Annotated in this window: 13 protein-coding genes and 1 riboswitch; of the genes, 4 read left to right on the forward strand and 9 right to left on the reverse strand. The window is 55.2% G+C overall.

Features of this window, described 5'->3' with window-relative positions; all coding sequences use genetic code 11:
* Positions 1-3: 3 nt before the first annotated feature.
* A riboswitch (cobalamin riboswitch) is annotated at positions 4-215 on the forward strand.
* A gap of 123 nt (positions 216-338) precedes the next feature.
* The 4 genes from MT343_RS01275 to MT343_RS01290 all read left to right on the forward strand — a co-directional run bounded on the left by MT343_RS01275 (position 339) and on the right by MT343_RS01290 (position 6175).
* Positions 339-4751 carry a cobaltochelatase subunit CobN gene (locus MT343_RS01275; protein ID WP_222428490.1) on the forward strand — a complete coding sequence of 1471 codons (4413 nt, stop codon included), beginning with the start codon at positions 339-341 and terminating at the stop codon, positions 4749-4751.
* A gap of 65 nt (positions 4752-4816) precedes the next feature.
* Positions 4817-5287, forward strand: a complete 471-nt coding sequence (locus MT343_RS01280; protein WP_145466857.1) for a MotA/TolQ/ExbB proton channel family protein — start codon at positions 4817-4819, stop codon at positions 5285-5287.
* Entirely contained in the window at positions 5284-5598 is a 315-nt protein-coding gene (locus MT343_RS01285; RefSeq protein WP_145466855.1) for a DUF2149 domain-containing protein, read from the forward strand. The genes MT343_RS01280 and MT343_RS01285 overlap by 4 nt, the downstream gene beginning before the upstream one ends.
* A gap of 58 nt (positions 5599-5656) precedes the next feature.
* Positions 5657-6175 (forward strand): cytochrome b, encoded by a 519-nt coding sequence (locus MT343_RS01290; RefSeq protein ID WP_145466853.1) that lies wholly within the window; start codon positions 5657-5659, stop codon positions 6173-6175.
* Positions 6176-6203: 28 nt separating this feature from the next.
* On the opposite strand, the gene MT343_RS01295 is transcribed toward MT343_RS01290, so the two are convergent.
* The 9 genes from MT343_RS01295 to MT343_RS01335 all read right to left on the reverse strand — a co-directional run bounded on the left by MT343_RS01295 (position 6204) and on the right by MT343_RS01335 (position 17802).
* Positions 6204-7862, reverse strand: coding sequence for an alkaline phosphatase (locus MT343_RS01295; RefSeq protein WP_186435790.1), 1659 nt, complete (start codon positions 7860-7862; stop codon positions 6204-6206).
* Positions 7862-8659: a class II glutamine amidotransferase gene (locus MT343_RS01300; protein WP_145466849.1), complete on the reverse strand. Its 798-nt coding sequence runs from the start codon at positions 8657-8659 to the stop codon at positions 7862-7864. The genes MT343_RS01295 and MT343_RS01300 overlap by 1 nt, the downstream gene beginning before the upstream one ends.
* 2 nt (positions 8660-8661) lie before the next feature.
* A complete protein-coding gene (locus MT343_RS01305; RefSeq protein WP_145466847.1) occupies positions 8662-9519 on the reverse strand; it encodes a DUF2971 domain-containing protein in 858 nt (285 codons plus the stop codon).
* A gap of 91 nt (positions 9520-9610) precedes the next feature.
* Positions 9611-10540, reverse strand: a complete 930-nt coding sequence (locus MT343_RS01310) for a branched-chain amino acid transaminase (RefSeq protein ID WP_145466845.1) — start codon at positions 10538-10540, stop codon at positions 9611-9613.
* Positions 10541-10596: 56 nt separating this feature from the next.
* Positions 10597-13512 (reverse strand): bifunctional [glutamate--ammonia ligase]-adenylyl-L-tyrosine phosphorylase/[glutamate--ammonia-ligase] adenylyltransferase, encoded by a 2916-nt coding sequence (gene glnE, locus MT343_RS01315; protein WP_145466843.1) that lies wholly within the window; start codon positions 13510-13512, stop codon positions 10597-10599.
* A gap of 199 nt (positions 13513-13711) precedes the next feature.
* Positions 13712-14527: an ABC transporter permease subunit gene (locus MT343_RS01320; RefSeq protein WP_145466841.1), complete on the reverse strand. Its 816-nt coding sequence runs from the start codon at positions 14525-14527 to the stop codon at positions 13712-13714.
* Between the two features lie 12 nt (positions 14528-14539).
* Positions 14540-15466: an ABC transporter permease subunit gene (locus MT343_RS01325; protein ID WP_145466839.1), complete on the reverse strand. Its 927-nt coding sequence runs from the start codon at positions 15464-15466 to the stop codon at positions 14540-14542.
* Complete coding sequence (locus MT343_RS01330; protein WP_145466837.1) at positions 15463-16599, reverse strand: ABC transporter ATP-binding protein; 1137 nt, start codon at positions 16597-16599, stop codon at positions 15463-15465. The genes MT343_RS01325 and MT343_RS01330 overlap by 4 nt, the downstream gene beginning before the upstream one ends.
* A gap of 108 nt (positions 16600-16707) precedes the next feature.
* Positions 16708-17802, reverse strand: a complete 1095-nt coding sequence (locus tag MT343_RS01335; protein ID WP_222428515.1) for a polyamine ABC transporter substrate-binding protein — start codon at positions 17800-17802, stop codon at positions 16708-16710.
* Positions 17803-18191 lie beyond the last annotated feature (389 nt).

Raw genomic sequence — 18191 nt, forward strand, 5'->3', positions numbered from 1 at the left:
CAGGTATCCTCTGCGCCCTCAGGTGCCCGGCTTATGCCGGGATAATCGGGAAACAGGTTCAATGCCTGTGCTGCCCCCGCAACGGTAATGACAGCCAGCCCAACGCTGTGCTGAACCACACACCACTGTCGCTGTAAGGCGTATGGGAAGGTTGTGGTGCTGCTGATGATCAGCAGAGTCTGAGCCCGGAGACCGGCCTGAATACAAACAGATAAACAGGCGGGGTGTCCTGGAAAGCTGGTTTCAGGTCGTCTCTGCTCTGCGCCCCGCGCAGTCTTCCCCTGTTGCTGTTTTCTGCTGCCCGCCGCGCCACTCTGGTGATTACTGACGGGTACCTGATGATGTCTTTGTTACGGCTGGCTTTGCTGGCACTCCTGTTTCTTCCGGCCCAGCTGCTGGCCGCTGCTGACCGGTACGCACTGGTACTGGTGTCAGACCGTTCGGCGGCAAGGATTGTGGCGGCAGCACATCAGTACCTGCAGCAGGCGGCGGAGTTATCCATTCAGGTACGGACTTCCAGTCAGATCAATCAGCTGGATGATGATCAGTTGCAGCAACTGGTTGCAGGTGCCGGACAGTTGCTGTTTCTGGGAATCTTTGCCGAGCCGGTAGAACGGCTGTTAGCACTTCCTTACTCCCCAACTCAGACCCGGATCATACTGAACAGCGACCGGCGTTTGCTGGCACTGCATCAGGATGATCTGGGGGGACGCTTTCCCGCGCTTTCATCCGCCGCCGCACAGCCCTTACTGCAGGCACTGAACCCCTCTGACGGAAACATGCAACAGCAATTGCAGGCCCTGCAGCAGCAGTGGCCTGCTCTGGCGCAGTGGTTACAGATGCGGGCTTACTGGCAAAACCGTGGGCAGCAGAATGATCAGGCCCTGCTGAATCTGCTGCTGCACAGCGGGCAGCCCTGGCAGCCAGTGCAGATCCAGCAGGACGAGCGCTATTTTCTCTATCAGGCTGCTCAGTCGCAGGCGCTGAGTGCAGCGGCACTGGGTCAGCGTCTGGCGCAGGAGCCGGCCCGTCCGCTGGTGATGATCATCGACCATGACAGTGGCGATCAGGCCGGTGAGTGGGATCTGCATCAGCAACTCTGCCGTTCTTTTACGTCGGCTTTGTGTGTATCTGCACTGGCTGCCTGGGGCGAGGCCAGTCGTCAGGCAAGCAGCCAGTTGCTGCAGTGGGCCTCGGATCGCCCGGCACTGCTGATCAGTCTGCAGGACTTCGTGATTGGTGGCGGCGATGGCCGTGAAGCCGTTACCCGTGCTTTCAGTTCTGCCAGTATTCCGGTGCTGAAGGGCATACGTCTGCTGGAGCAGAATGCGGCCAGCTATCCGTACAGCAGTGAGGGGATTCCCGCTGACAGCGTGCATTACCGGATAGCAATGCCCGAGCTGCAGGGAATCAGCCAGCCTCAGGTGCTGGCGCTGGCGAGTCCGGCGGTGCTGGACCGGCAGACCGGTGCGCGTCTGTTACAGAGTGCACCGCTGCCGGATGAAATCGCCCATTTTGCCCAGCGCGCACAGAACTGGCTGCACCTGCAGCAGAGCGCTAACTACGATAAACGCCTTGCCATCATTTACTACAACCACCCGCCGGGGCGGCACAATATCGGTGCCGACAACCTGAATGTGGTTGAGTCTCTGTGGCAGATACTGCAGCGCCTGCAGCGCGAAGGTTACGACCTGGGCGATCCACAGGCTTTGCCGGGCAGTGCTGCCGAGCTGCTGGATCTGCTGCAACAGAAGGCCGTCAATCTGCCGCAGGATGCCAGTGCCCTGCAGACGATGAGCGCCCAGGTGCAGAGCATGAGTGCAGCGACTTACCGCCAGTGGCTGCAACGTCAGCCGCCGCAGGTTCAGGCTGAGCTGGAGGATGGGCCGCTGTCGGCCCTGCATCAGAGCCTGCGGGAGTATGCCGCGCAGACCGCCGGGCTGGATGCACAGAGCCGGGTGACATTGCAGACGCTGCTGCAGGATCAGCTGCACAGCCGTCTGCACGATATCCGTTACGTACTCGACGGTGTCCGCAGTCAGTACCGCGAGCGGGCGCTGAATCTGCTCGGTCAGCTGCAGGCCCTGTATCCGTCACTGCTGCAGCAACCATTAACGGCCGAAGGCTGGGCGCAGGCTGATGCTCTGGTGCAGGCGTTGCTGGAGTTACGTATCGAAGGATTACGGGGCTGGGGCAAAGCACCGGGCAAGGTGATGGTGTGGAATGAGCGGCTGCTGTTGCCGGGCGTACAGTTTGGCAAGGTATTTCTGGGGCCGCAGCCACCCCGTGGCTGGGAGCTGAACGAAGAACTGCTGCATGCCAATATGACCTTTCCGCCGACGCATCAGTATCTGGCGTTCTATCACTTTCTGGCGGATGAATTCCGTGCCGATGCACTGATTCACCTCGGACGCCACTCCACCTACGAGTTTTTGCCCGGCAAGCGAACAGGGCTGCTGGCCAGTGATTATCCACGGCTGGTCGCGGCCGATATTCCCGGTATTTACCCCTACATCGTTGATGGCGTGGGCGAAGGTATTCAGGCCAAACGCCGTGGCTTAGCGGTGATGGTTGATCATCTGACGCCACCGCTGGCGACTACCCAGCTGTACGACGGTCTGCTGGAGCTGCGGCAGCTGATTGAAAGTGCCGAAGCGGCCAGCGACCCGCTCAGCAGGCAGAAAGCGGTCAGTCAGTTGCGCGAGCGTATCGACGCGCTGAACCTGCGGGATGAACTGAGTGCCAGCATGGATGAGGAATTACAGCTGCGCGGTATTGGTTTTAACGATATTGATGATGAATTCCTGTTGCATGAGACCGGCCACTATCTGACCCATCTGCAGGAAGAATTTATGCCCCTCGGACTGCATGTGTTTGGCCGCCGCTGGGATGACAGCGCGGTGGCAACCATGCTGACCTCAATGCAGCAGGACAATAACTGGAGCCCGGAGCGCCAGAGTCGCTACCGGCAGGCCCTAACCGCATCGCCCGATGCCGAAATGGATGCCTTGCTGAATGCCCTGAAGGGGCGCTTTGTGGCACCGGGTAAAGGCAACGATCCGATCCGGACACCGGAAGCATTACCTACCGGGCGTAATTTTTACGCGCTGGATGCCAGTCTGTTGCCGAGTCCGACCGGCGCTGCGGTCGGTCGTGAGCTGGCGCAGAAGGCGCGTGCTAAGACGCTGGCCGCCGGTGAAAAAGACGCTGTAATTCTGTGGGCCTCGGATGCTGTACGGGATGAAGGCGCGATGATTGCCTTTGGTCTGGATCTGCTCGGGATCGAGCCGGTCTGGAATGGCCGCGGCATTATCAAAGGGCTGAAGCGCCTGCCATTAAGTGCTGCACGGCCGCAGCGTCGTGATGTGCTGTTCACCAGTTCCGGTTTGTTCCGTGATTTATACGGCAGCCAGCTGGCGCTGCTGGACGAAGCCGTGCTGCTGGCGCTGGCGGCCAGCAGCACCACCATTGAACGTGACTACCCGGCGCTGAGTTATGCCCTGCAGCAGACGCTGGCACCGGTCTCGGCGCAGCTGGCAACAGAGAATGCCGGCGCGGATACTGTGCTCACGGATGAACCGCTGGAGCAGAATCTGGTTGCGCGTAACTGGGTTGATGAACTGCGGCGCCAATTGCAGGCACAGCCGTCGGCCGATGTGGCGGAGCTGGCACAGACGGCCAGTCTGCGCGTGTTTGCGGCAGCGCCGGGTTCTTATGGGGCCGGGATTAACCGTCTGGCTGAACGCTCATCTGCCTGGCAGGAACGCTCTGAACTGGCAGACGTTTTTATCCGCCGTATGGGACACGCCTACGGTCTGAAGGAGCGCTCGCTGAGTTCCGGCAGCGGCCGCCAGCAGGCTTATCAGCAACAACTGCAGGCGGTGGCCAACACCTACCTTGGCCGTGCCAGCAATCTCTATGGTCTGATGGATAACAATGACGCCTTTGATTATCTCGGTGGTCTGAACCTGGCGGTGGAAAGTCTGACCGGTAAAGCCCCGGCCAGTTTTGTGATTGATCACAGCAATAACGATCAGCTGCAGATTACGTCACTGCAACAGGCGTTACTGGGTGAGCTGCGCGGGCGTTTTCTTAACCGCCAGTGGATCAGTCCGTTAATGGCTGAAGGTTATGCCGGTGCGCGGACGATGGGCAGCGAGTTTATTGAGTACCTGTGGGGCTGGCAGGTAACGAGCCCCCAGCTCATTGATGACTGGGTGTGGGAAGACGTAAAAGCGGTTTATATCGACGACAGCCTGCAATTGGGTATGCAGGAGTTCTGGCAGGACGGCCACAACGTACAGGTACAGAGCAATATCCTCGCGGTGATGCTGGTGGCCGCCGATAAAGGTTTTTGGGATGCCGATCCGGCGACCCGGCAACAACTGGCGCAGATGCTGGCCGGTAATATTGTGCGCCATGGTTTACCCGGCAGTGGTCATACCCATGCCAATCATCCGTTGTATGAACAGGTAAAGCGTCTGATTGCGCCGGCGCTGGCCGCCGAACTGGAGCAGGTGCTGGCCGCCAGCCGCCTGCCTGATGATTCTGCCGCCGACACCAACGCGCCGCATCATATTCAGGAAATTATTCTGCCAGACGACAAACTGCAGGAACCGGCAATGGCCACTGACGGGCAAAGCTCCGGCAGTGCGGAGAAACCCGCGGCAGAAGCATGGCAATACGGCTGGCTATTACTGCTGGCGCTGTTGTTGCCGGTCGCGGGTATGTTCCGCGCTCGCCGGTTGTAAATAATCCGGGCCTGCTTTAACCGTGAACAGACACCGTTCAGCAACATTATTTTCAGGAAAAAACGATGGCTTTTAATATCAGCGAACTGGGCCTGACCCTGCTGCATCAACTGACCGGGCTGCTGCTGCAGCCGGTTATCTGGGCATTATTATTTTTCGTTTTACTGGCGTTATACGAGGCAGGCATTGCCTGCAGTGAGCGTCTTGGTGTGATCCGTCGTCTGGTGGCCAGAGGCGACCGCGATTATTTACTCAGCGTGGGAAAACGCCGGATCGAGCGTGCCGATTTTATTACCCGCATTGCACCGATGCTGGGCTTAATGGGGACATTAATTCCGCTTGGTCCCGGGCTGGCGGCATTGGGGGATGGCGAAATCCGCATTCTGACAACCGCCATGACCGTTGCCTTTGATACCACGGTGATTGGTCTGCTGGCGGGCATCGCCGGCTTTGTCCTCGGACGCTTACGCCGGCGCTGGTACGATGCCGGTTTACTGGAGCTTGAACGGCAACAAACACAGGCGCATACATTATGAGCGATCAGTGGCGCCGCAGTGCTTTTGACAGTGAAGAAAGTGAGCCCCTTGGCCCGCTGGCAAACCTTGTCGATATTATGCTGGTATTCGCCTGTGGCTTAATTGCGGCGCTGGTGGCGCTGAGCCCGGAATTACGCCAGCACTTTCAGTTGCCGGCGGCACAGCCGGTACAGGCCGGAAAAGAATTAACGCAGATGCCGGTACAGTTACAGCAACAGCTGCAGCAAAAAAGTGAAGGGCGCGAAGGGTATGAATCTCTGGGACAGGTTTATCGCGACCCGGAAAGCGGCCGCTTAATTCTGGTGAAGTAGCAATCTGTAAGTGGCGGTGTTTCATCCGCCGGACATATTTCCCGGTTATAACGTACCGATGAATATATCCACTGACTATCGTTACAGCGGTTTGCGCCGCAGCCTGCACTGGTTGTCAGCACTGGTGATTATCTGGGCTCTGATCAGCGGCACCTGTCTGGCATTTTTTCCTTTAACCGCGGATGTTCAGCAGTGGCTTGGCCGCTTTAATGTAGCGCTGACTCTGCTGTTTATTCCGTTCTTTTTATTGCGCTTGGTTCTGGCGGTACTGCAGCCGAAACCGGCGACAACAGCGCTGACTGTGCGGCAGCAGCGTCTGGCAGCCACGGGTCATGGGCTGATTTATGTTGCTGTGCTGGCTGTATTATTCAGCGGGGTGTTTATGCTGGAGCGTCCGGCTCCGGTGTTTGGTTTGACGGAATTAATGCCACCGCTCCGTGCCGGGGCAGCCACCGCCTTCTTTGCAGCCCTGCACCATTATTCCTGCGTGTTGCTGGCTCTGTTGGTGCTTGGTCATATTGCTGCGGTTATTGTGCACCAGCGCCGGGGAGTCCGGCTGATGCAGAAGATGCTTTAGTGCCGGTTATCTGGTGCCGGCCAATTTTTCAGTCGCCCAGTTCAGTTGGCCCGGTTCCGTCGGTTTTAATCAGCGCTTTCAGCTGATGCCCCAATTTTGCATGCTGGGTAAAACCCTGAAAATTCTGCAGTATCGGCTCTGGTCCGCTGATAACCACCGGCACCGGCGCTGCGGTATGAGTGCCGGTACTCCACACCACGCTTTGTGCGGAGGCCAGCTCACGAGCCAGTGCATTCAGGTAGCGCTCTTCGCGGTAGACATAAAAATCACTGAAGTCTTCGATATGCGGCTGAGTTGCGCCTGCCGGGTCATCGGTCTGCGGATCAAAATGCGGATTGGGATCGCGGCGCAATACCCGTTCGGCCTGTGTGCGCGAAAACGGAAAATCCAGTGCAGCATTCACTTCGGCCATTAACGAATCCGCTGTGGGTAACCCCTTTTGGCCGTCTGAGCTGGCATCCGTGCTGGTATCGGCCCAGAGGCGGTAATAGCCTTTTTTCTGTGCGTATAAACGATCGAGCAGACTCAGTGGCGCAAAATTATAGTTGGGGGCAAAAGCCTGACCGCGCATACCACTACCGGGTAGCGTTCTGGCCGCCGGAACATCGTGCGCGCTGTAGGAAAAACCAAAGCCGCCGGTCTCATGGTCGGCGGTTAATACCACCAGAGTATCATCGCGGTCTGCTGCCCAGTTCACCACTTCCTGAATCGCAGCGTCAAAACGCAACAGTTCATGCAGCAGGGCGCCGGCATCGTTATTGTGTGCTGCCCAGTCGATCTGGCCACCTTCCACCATCAGAAAAAAGCCGTGTTCAGAAGCGCCCAGTAACTGCAGCGCTTTGCGCGTTAATTCGTTTAAATCCGGTTGTGCGGAAGCCGGATTCTGGCTTGCATAAATTGCATCATCCATGGCCGAACTGGCAAATAAACCAAGCACAGGTAAATGTTGCTGTTGCGCTAATTGCTCGCGACTGAAGGCCAGTGCATAGCCCTGCTGTTGCGCTTCGCTGAGTAAATTACGCTGGTCCGTGCGTTTTGATTTTAAGGTTAATTGCGCTGCGCTGATTTGCTTTTGCTGCTCTGTGCTGATGTTTGCAGCGTCTTGCGGCAGAAAATAACGCAGTCCGCCGGACAGCATTAAATCCGGGGCGGTGGTTAACAGATCGGCGGCTATCTCATTTTCAAAGCGGCGATGTGGCTGGTGTGCGGCAAAAGCGGCCGGGGTGGCGTGGGTAATACGGGTGTCGGAAACCAGACCGGTACGCATGCCGGCACGTTTGGCTTTTTGCAGTATGGTTTCAACGCTGTCGCCACGGGCATTTAAGCCAATCATTTCGCTGCCACTGGCTTCGCCAATAGCGAGCTGTGTGGCTGAGCAGGCCGAGTCGGTGACCAGTACATCGTGCGGCCCGGTATCGGACAACAGTACTTTGCCCTGTTGCATTAACTGGCTGACCGCTGTTGGCCGGCCCTGATAAATACTGTTGGGTGCGCGGCGGGCATAACTTTCCAGCAGACCAAACTGCGCCGGGCCCATGCCATCACCGATTAACAAAATAATATTGCGAACGCTCGCAGGTTTATTTTCCCCGGCCGGTATATCCGCGCTGCAGCTCAGAACAGAAAACAGAGCAAGCAGCAGGGCAAAAAACAAGGCAGAAAACGGTGTTGAAAAACGCAGGCGCATCAGTTGCCTTCCCGTGGCGGCAGCGAGGTTAAACCTTCTGCAACCACTTCGCCCAGTTGCCATAATTTCCACTCGCCGCGCTGATAAATATGCCAGTCTTGCTCGGCGGTTAATGGCTCGGTGGCGATAATGCTGACCACATCGTTGGGGGTGGTTTCGGCGGCAAAGTCGACGGTAACGTCGGCATCTTTTAATTGTGCCGGGCCAAAAGGTGCACGACGGGTGATGCAGGCCAGCTTGGTGCTGCAGTAAGTAAACAACCAGTCGCCATTACTGAGCAGACAATTAAACACACCCTGCTGAGCGTATTCATGGGCAAAGCTGACCAGGCATTCGGCCAGCTGCTGTGGCATGGCATCGCGCGGTAATGTCTGACGCACGCGGTTCATTAAATCGCAGAAAATATTTTCACTGTCGGTATCGCCTACCGGTTCATACATACCGACATGGCGGACAAAATCCGGCACCTGTCCATTATGGGCAAACACCCAGTGACGACCCCATAACTCACGCACAAAAGGATGGGTATTGGCGAGGCAGATATCGCCGACATTGGCCTGGCGGATATGGCAGATCGCGTTTTTGCTTTTAATCGGATAGTTCTGCAGCAAGCCGGCGATGGGAGATTCGCAGCTGGGTTGCGGATCATGAAACTGACGTACGCCCTTACCTTCATAAAAGGCCACGCCCCAGCCATCTTTATGCGGTCCGGTATTACCACCGCGCTGGGTCAGGCCGGTAAAACTGAAGCATAAATCGGTCGGGGTGTTGGCACTCATGCCAAGGAGTTCGCACATTCTTAAATACCTTTAAGACTAATTTTTTGATGTTCAGGATTCCAATGAATCTTCTCTATATTTTGGTAATTATTACTTGTGATGGATTGATATATATTGGAGGCATAGGAATGCGATTTATTTATTATTTCTCTTAATTCGTCAGTGTCCGTCTTATATCCAGCGTAGATTTTACCTAGGCATCCAGTGGATGATCCTGGAATTCCGGTATTTAGGTTAAGAAAAAACATTGTATTATTGTTTCTGGATTCTAAGAAAATTCTTAAAAGCAGATTTGGGTCTATATTTACTAAGTCGGATACTAGTGTTTGATCAGTCTCATAGAATTCACTATCATCCCTTTCTTGGCGCCATTTATATCTTCTTCCGGTTATTTCTTCAATTTTATTTATGCTTGTTTTTGTTGTGATTAGGCCATTTATATAAGTGAATGGAACAATGAATCGTTGTTCGTGTTCGTATGACCAAGATCTATCTTTTACTATGTATTTTTCTGTGGCATGAGAGAAGTTGTATGGAAGGTTTCTATATATTACTTCGTAGAATCCGAAGTCGCTATCTTCTGGAGGCATGTATGATTTTGAAAATATCGACCAAGGATTTTTTTTGTTGACGAGAATCTCGACGACCACTCCGCGATGGTTATCAGCGTAGTGGGCCCACATAGGAGCAGAATAGAGATTAGAGCATAATGAAATTGCACCATGAAGATTCCTCATATCGGTACAATTAGTGCTTTCGCCATTAAAAAACTCAAAAGGATCGTTTTGCTCCCAGCTTGGCGTTACCCGTAGTCGGGGAATTTCTAGAAAACTCTTAAAGACGTCCATGTTCATGAATTTATAAAGTCGTTCGGTCATTCTTGGCTCCTTGATCAATTCTCCTTGAGCGTTAGTAATAAAAAACCCCGGCAGGCCGGGGTTTTTTATTACTAACGCTTAAAGCACCGGCTTATTTAACCGGAGTAACCCACTCAGCGTTAAACGGATCTTTAGCGGTTACGGTATCGAAATACATGGTTTGCAGCATTTCGGTTACCGGGCCACGGCGGCCTTCACCAATGATACGGCCATCCAGTGAGCGGATTGGCAGTACTTCAGCGGCAGTACCGGTGAAGAAGGCTTCATCAGCGATATACACTTCGTCGCGGGTGATGCGTTTTTCACGCACTTCGATACCACGAGCACGGGCCATTTCCATAATGGTGCGGCGGGTAATACCGTCCAGACAGGAAGTCAGTTCCGGGGTGTACATTACGCCGTTGGTCACCATAAAGAAGTTCTCGCCGGAACCTTCGGCCACGTAGCCTTCGTTATCCAGCAGCAGGGCTTCTTCACAGCCACTGTCCAGTGCTTCGCGCAGGGCGAGCATGGAGTTCATGTAGTTACCGTTGGCTTTGGCCTTACACATGGTGATGTTCACATGGTGGCGGGTAAAGCTTGAAGTACGGATTTTAATACCCTGGGTTTTGGCTTCTTCACCCATGTAGGCTGGCCATTCCCAGGCAGCAACCATCACGTGTACTTTCAGGTTTTCGGCGCGCAGGCCCATACCTTCAGAACCGTAGAATGCCATCGGGCGGATATAGGCGCTTTTCAGGTTGTTCTCACGCACAGCAGCACGCTGAGCTTCGTTAATCTCGGCTTTGCTGAAAGGCAGTTTCATGTTCAGGATGTGGGCCGAGTTGAACAGGCGGTCGGTGTGTTCCTGCAGGCGGAAAATCGCCGCGCCCTGTGCTGTTTCGTAAGCCCGCACCCCTTCAAAAACGCCCATGCCGTAGTGCAGGGTGTGAGTCAGTACGTGGACTTTCGCTTCGCGCCAGTCAACCAACTCTCCGTCTAGCCAGATCAGACCATCGCGGTCGGACATGGAAGGTAGCATAAGGACCTCACTCTAAATTCAGTAAAAAATATGTGTTCCGGGGATGATACGCGTAATCACGAGGCCGTATCAGTCTCCAACCAGAGTTTCCACAGTCGGGTCACATCGTTGCGCCGCGCATTGAAGCCAAGTTTGGACAGGGTGTCTGAATCCAGTAACAGCTTTTGTTTCTGCAATGCACGCCGGTGAGTTTCGGCTCGGTAGGACAGGTAGGTTTCCTGCAGGGTCTGACAATCTTGTGGATCCATCAGACCGGCTGTGTCGAACGCGTCCAGCAACCGCATGTTGTCGGTAACGTCTAACAGCTCTGGGTATTGGTGTGACCAGGCCAGAACCCCGTATTGAACCAGAAACTCGATGTCAACAATACCCCCGGCGTCCTGCTTCAGGTGAAATTGTTGGCCGCTTGTATCTTTGGAGCCGAGATTATCCACCATTTTCTGACGCATGGCTCGCACTTCTTCGCGCAGGCTACCAAGGTCGCGTGGCTGGCTGAGGGTGGCGTTGCGGATGGCCTGAAATTCATCCGCTGCCTGCTGGCTGCCACACAATACGCGGGCGCGTACCAGCGCCTGATGCTCCCAGGTCCAGGCGTGCTTCTGCTGATATTCCTCAAAGGCTTTCATCGAGGCGACGATCATGCCGGAGTTGCCGGACGGGCGCAGGCGCATATCGACTTCGTACAGATCGCCGGAGCGGGTCTGGGTGGTCAGGATATGAATCATGCGCTGGCCCATGCGGGTATAGAACACACCGTTGTCCTGGCTGCGCTCGCCGTCGGTATAGCGGCCGCTGGCGCTGTTGTGCAGTAACACCAGATCAAGGTCTGAGCTGTAGCTCAGCTCCAGTCCGCCGACTTTGCCATAGCCGATAACGGCAAATTCCGGCTGGCTTACCGCTTCGCCGGCGGTATTGGTCGGGTAACCGTATTTGGCCACCATCTGACTCCACGACAGCTCCATCACTGTCTGCAGCGTCACTTCCGCCAGCCAGGTCAGGTAGTCGCTGATTTTCATCAGCGGCAGGGCATCCATTACTTCACAGGCGGCGGCGCGCAGTTTGTGTGCGCGCACAAACTGACGCAGCTGTTCCATCTGCTGTTCCAGATCTTCCGGATCAACACGCAGCAGGCGCAGGTGTAATTCTTCTGCCAGTTCTTTGCGCTCCGGCAAACGGTAGAGGTTGGCCGGGCTTAATAATTCGTCCAGCAGCAGCGGCGTCTGGGTGATGTATTCCGCCACCCAGCTGGAAGCACCGCAGAGCTTAACCAGCTGGGTTAAGGCCTGCGGATTTTCTTTCAGCAGCACCAGATAGGCGGTACGGCGCACCACGGCTTCGAGCAGCGGCACGATGCGCTCCAGCGTGGTGACCGGCTCAGGCTGTTGCCACAGTTGCTGCAGCAGCAGCGGCATTAAGGCATCGAGACGCTCGCGGCCAATCTGCTGCATTTTCAGCACGGTACGGGAATCGCGGAAATTGCTCAGCTGCTGTTGCACTTCCGTTGAGTTAGCGCAGGGATGCTGCTCAAGAAAGGCAGCGGCCTGTTGCTCGTCCAGCTCGCCGAGCCAGAGATCGGTCCACACCTGCTGCAGCTCGTCGGTTTCTTCGTTGTCGTCATCGCTGGCGACGATCTGGGCGAAATGATGGCGCACTTTGCTGCGGTGCTGCTCCAGCTCGTTCAGGTAGCTGTCCCAGTCGCTGAAGCCCAGCGCTAAAGCCACCCGTGCGCGCTGGCTGTCGTCTTCCGGCAGCAGCTGGGTCTGTTCGTCGTTTAATGCCTGCAGCGCGTGTTCGCTGTCGCGCAGAAATAAATACGCCTGTTTCAGCTCGTCGCAGGCGGCGGCAGGCAGATAACCTTCGGCCTGCAGAATGCCCAGCACTTTTACCAGCTCGCGGGTCTGTAAGCTCTTATCCTGACCACCACGGATCAGCTGAAAGGCCTGTACGATAAATTCCACTTCGCGGATGCCACCGGCGCCGAGTTTCACGTTCATTTCCAGACCACGGCGGCGCACTTCGGCGTTGATCATCGCCTTCATCGAACGCAGCGAGGCAAAGGCGCTGTAGTCGACGTATACACGGTAGGTAAAGGGACGCAGAATGCTCAGCAGCTCTTTCGCTTCTGCACTTTGCTCGCCGTTCATAATGCGCGCCTTAACCATGGCGTAGCGTTCCCAGTCGCGGCCCTGATCCTGGTAATACTCTTCTACCGAGGCAAAGTTCATCACCAGCGGACCGCTCTGGCCGTAAGGACGCAGGCGCATATCGGTGCGGAAAACAAAGCCATCGGCGGTGTGTTTATCCAGCGCCTGAATCAGCTTCTGTCCGAGTTTTACAAAAAATTCCTGATTGGTAATCACCTTCGGCCCGCTGGTTTCGCCGCTTTCCGGATAGGTAAAAATCAGGTCGATATCGGAGCTTAAATTCAGTTCATAGGCGCCAAGTTTGCCCATACCCAGCACCAGCATCTGCTGCTCATTGCCGCTTGTTTTGCCGATGGGGTGGCCATGACGTTCAAATAATGAACGGCTCAGAAATTCCAGCGAACGCACCACACACTCATCGGCCAGATCGGACAGTGCGCGGGTGGTTTCCAGTGTTGGTGCCAGACGCAGCAGGTCGCGCCAGATAATCTGCACCATCGCCCGGCGGCGTAATACGCGCACCGCCTTGTGCCAGTCTTCGTCGCTTTCTGCGCCGGCGCTCAGTTCATCCAGCCACTGGCTGATGGTGGCACGTGGCAGCGGTTGCGACAGCCGGTCTTCTGCTAACGCGGCGGTGAACCACTGCGGCTCGCGCGGCAGGGCGTCGGCCACGTAGTCGCTGATGCTCAGCACTTTTTGCGCCTGTGCCTGTTGTTCGGTACTCAGGCTTTGCCACAGCGCGGGCCAGTCGAAACCGGTGCGTTCACCGTGATCGGTCAGGCCGGTGGTAACCTGTTGCCAGTGGTCGTGCAGCGCGGCGGACAGCATAAAAGGCGGGCTCCGTTATTGATTAAAACAACAAGCCAATACTCTAGCGGTTTTTCGGGGGTAAAAAACAGAGGCAGGACAATTAATAAAGGATAAGGGGATGAGGTGTGGGAGCGGCATTGCTGCCGCGATGATTTTTGTGGGAGCGGCATTGCTGCCGCGATGAGTATCGTGACTGAAAGTCACTCCCACAGAGTTGTCAGCTCTTACGCTGCGCCTTCAGCTCTTTGCGGTACATGGTGACACCGGCAATTAATACCGCGGTGGATACCACGGCGATAATAATGGTCGCCAGTGCGTTAATCTGCGGGCTGACGCCCAGACGCACGCTGGAATACACCACCATTGGCAGGGTCGTTGATCCCGGACCGGAGACAAAGCTGGCGATCACCAGATCATCCATCGACAGGGTAAAGGCCAGCAGCCAGCCGGCGGCCAGCGCCGGAGCGATCATCGGCAGGGTAATGGCAAAAAAGACTTTTACCGGCCGTGCGCCCAGATCGAGAGCCGCTTCTTCAATGGAAGTATCCATATGCGCGAGACGGCTCTGCACAATCACCGTGACATAAGCCATGGAGAAGGTAACGTGCGCCAGCAGAATGGTGGTCTGACCACGGCCAGCGGGCCAGCCGATTAAATCTTCCATCGCCACAAACAACAGCAGCAGCGATAAACCGATAATAATCTCCGGCATAACCAGCGGTGCCGTCACCATGACGCCAAGGCTTTTATGACCGCGGATACCGCGCAGACGCACCAGCGTCAGTGCCGCCAGCGTACCCAGCACTACCGCAAGCGATGCGTTTAATGCCGCAATTTTAATGCTTAGCCAGGCGGCATCGAGCAGCGGACCGTTGTTGATTAATTCGCCGTACCATTTGGTACTGAAACCACCCCACACGGTGACCAGACGGCTTTCGTTAAACGAATAAATAATCAGGCTGAAAATTGGCAGATACAGAAAGGCGTAGCCGAGAAACAGCAGACCAAACAGCAGTGGATAGCGTTTTAACATATAACTTTTCCCCTACTTCAGTTCTTCGGCGGCTTTCTGTTCGTAATGACGCATCAGCACGAACGGAATAATCAGTACCACCAGTAATACCGACGCCAGCGCCGAGGCTAATGGCCAGTCTTTATTACTGAAGAACTCGGTCCACATCAGCTTACCGATCATCAGGGTGTCGGGGCCACCAAGCAGATCAGGAATCACGAATTCGCCCATCACCGGAATAAATACCAGCATCGAACCGGCTAAAATTCCGGGTACCGACTGTGGCAGGGTAATGGTTAAAAACTGTTTCCATGGTCGCGCACCGAGATCAGCGGCGGCTTCCAGCAGCGTGTTATCCAGCCGCACTAAGGTGGCGTACAACGGCAACACTAAAAACGGCAGATAGCTGTACACCACGCCGATATATACCGCGGTGGGCGTATGCAGAATTTCCAGTGGCTGATCGATCAGGCCGATACTCATTAAAAAATGATTGAGCAGACCGTTATTTTTTAAAATACCAATCCAGGCGTAGACGCGGATCAGGAACGAGGTCCAGAACGGCAGAATCACCAGCATCAGCAGTGGCATGCGCCAGTGCGTCGGTGCCAGGGCAATGGCATAGGCCATCGGATAACCGATCAGCAGGCAGAAAAAGGTCGAAATCGCAGCAATTTCAAACGAGCCCCACAATGCATCGCGGTAGAGCTCGTCTTCCCACAGCATGGCGTAGTTGCCGAAATTCAGCTTAATGGTGATCAGGCCGTCTTCAATTTCGCGGATCCAGTCCTGATAGGGCGGTTGTGCCAGTTGTGGTTCGGCCAGGCTGATTTTCAGTACAAACAGAAAAGGCAGTACAAAAAACAGCGCCAGCCAGAACCAGGGCGCGCCAACAATCAGACCCTTACCCGGCGCCAGCGCGCGGGTGCGGTTGTGTAATTGCTGCAGCCAGCCGTTCATTGAGTCAGCACCCCACAGCTGTAAGCGTTCCAGTTCAGTGCGACTTCCTGTCCCCAGGTCAGTGGTTGTTCGGCCAGAGCCAGAACGTTTGACTGGGTAAACTGCACACGCTTACCGCTTGGCAGTTCAACGTGGTAAATGGATACGTCACCGAGGTAAGCAATTTCCTGAATAATGCCGTGAATGCTGTTCGGATCATCGCCGTGATGATCACGTACGGCGATTTTTTCCGGACGGATAGCCACGGTCACTTCCATGCCCGGGTTCAGCGGCTGACTGTGATGCACCAGCAGATCGCTGCCGGCTTCTTCCGAATGAATCAGCACCATGTCATTTTCATGGGACACCACATGGCCGTTAAACAGGTTAACCGAGCCGATAAAGCTGGCGGCATAACGGGTGGCCGGAAATTCGTACATACGGCGCGGCGCATCGACCTGCTCGATACGGCCATCGTGCATCAGGGCGATACGCGATGACATGGTCATGGCTTCTTCCTGATCGTGGGTCACGATAATAAAGGTAATGCCCAGACGCTCCTGAATATTCACCAGCTCGAACTGGGTGTGTTCGCGCAGTTTTTTATCCAGCGCGCCCAGCGGTTCGTCGAGCAGCAGAATCTTTGGCTGTTTGGCCAGAGCCCGTGCCAGTGCCACACGCTGACGCTGACCACCGGATAACTGATGCGGTTTACGCGTTGCCAGTTTTTCGATCTGTACCAGCGCCATTACCTCGGCGACGCGTTCGCGGATCAGGGCCGACGGCATACGTTCCTGCTTCAGACCAAAGGCAATGTTCTGCGCCACATTCATATGCGGGAACAGCGCATAACTCTGGAACATCATATTGATCGGGCGCAGGTACGGCGGCACATCGGTCACGTCCTGACCGTCGATATAAATCCGGCCGGAGGTCGGGGTTTCAAAACCACCGAGCATACGCAGCAGGGTGGTTTTGCCACAGCCTGACGCACCCAGCAGCGAGAAAAATTCGCCACGGTGAATATTCAGACTGATTTCATCGACGGCGTAGGTAGAACCAAAGGTCTTGGTTACCTTGTCGATGCGGACAATAGGCTCTTCTTCAGGCGCAGCCCAGGGCTGCTCAGAGGATGCTGGACGAATCTGTGTCATCTCGTTCCGGACGCTCCAGTGAAACGGTTAATAGGTTTGCCGATAAATGAAAAAACCCCGCAACCAACGTTGCGAGGTTCTGGTCGGCGTAATCCGGTGAACAGCGAATTATTTACCGGTTTTCGCCCGCGTCCACATACGGGACATATTACGTGCTTCTTTATCGGTCGGCGTTTTCAGCACTACCAGTTTTTCCTGGGTAGCAGCCGGCGGATAAATGCCAGGGTTGTTACGCACTTCGGCATCAACCAGCGGAGTGGCTTTGGCGTTGGCGTTGGCATAAGCCACATAGTTGGAAATAGGCGCAATCACTTCCGGCTGCAGCAGGTAGTTGATGAACTTATGTGCTGCAGCTGGGTTTGGCGCATCGGCTGGAATGACCGCAACGTCGGTCCATACCACAGCGCCTTCGCTCGGTACGATGTATTCAACGTTGACGCCGTTGGCTGCTTCGGCAGCGCGGGCCTGAGCCTGCAGCATATCGCCGGAGTAACCGTGGGCTACACAGATATCGCCGTTGGCCATATCGTTAATGGTCTGTGAGCTGTGGAAGTAACGGATGTTGGCGCGTACTCCGGCGATTACATCGGCCGCTTCCTGAATGGCTTTCTTACTGAAGTCGTCGGTTGGTTTGCCAAGATAAGCGCGGGCCGCAACGAATACTTCCGTCGGGTCGTCCATCAGGGCAACGCCACAGGCTGACAGCTTCTTGCTGATTTCCGGGTCGAATACCAGCTTCCAGCTGTCCAGTGGCATATCGTCGCCCAGGATCGCTTTTACTTTGTCGACGTTATAAGCAATACCGGTAGTACCCCACATATAAGGCACCAGATACTGGTTGCCCGGGTCGATATCGCTCAGGGATTTCAGGATAACTTTATCCAGATTGTCGTAGTTGCTCAGCTTGCTCTTGTCATAAGGCTGATACAGCTTGGCGCGGATCAGTCGGTCGGCAAACGGGCGCGCGGTCGGGAAAGCCAGATCATAGCCGCTGCGGCCAGCCAGCAGTTTGGCTTCCAGAACTTCGTTGGAGTCGTATACGTCATAGGTCACCTTGATACCGGACGCCTTTTCAAAATTGGCGATGGTGTCTTCGGCGATATAATCAGACCAGTTATAAATATGCAGTTCTTCCTGAGCAGATGCAGTAACAGCAGTTGCCATCAGTGCGGCTGCCATGGAACCAATACCCAATAAACGCATTTTCATTAAGCCAGTTCTCCAGCTCCGTTCCCCGTGAGGGAAGCCAATAAAACAGATAAACCTTCAGCGGTTTATCCGGTCTCATAAGAAATTCAGGAGTATCTTAATGCCACCTGCAGACCGAAGCCCGAGGTAAGAGTACGCCATTTCTTAGTGCCAGTTTGCATAGACAGATCGCCATATTCGTCGCCCTGCTGCTGCGCGCCATAATGGCAATATTCCGCAAAAAATACAGATAATAGATTGGATTGTCACGATTAATATCTCTTGTTCAAATGACGGCCGCTTTATGCCTGTCAACTGCGGCGGAAACCCGCGCTGCAGCTGCAACCGCAGGCCTTGCAGCAGCGTACGGCAGAGCACCATAAATGCAGGCCCTGTGTCCGCGA

Origin of the sequence: Venatorbacter sp. C2-1, from assembly GCF_022832715.1 — a bacterium.
Classification (GTDB): Bacteria; Pseudomonadota; Gammaproteobacteria; order Pseudomonadales; family Oceanobacteraceae; genus Venatoribacter; species Venatoribacter alkanivorans.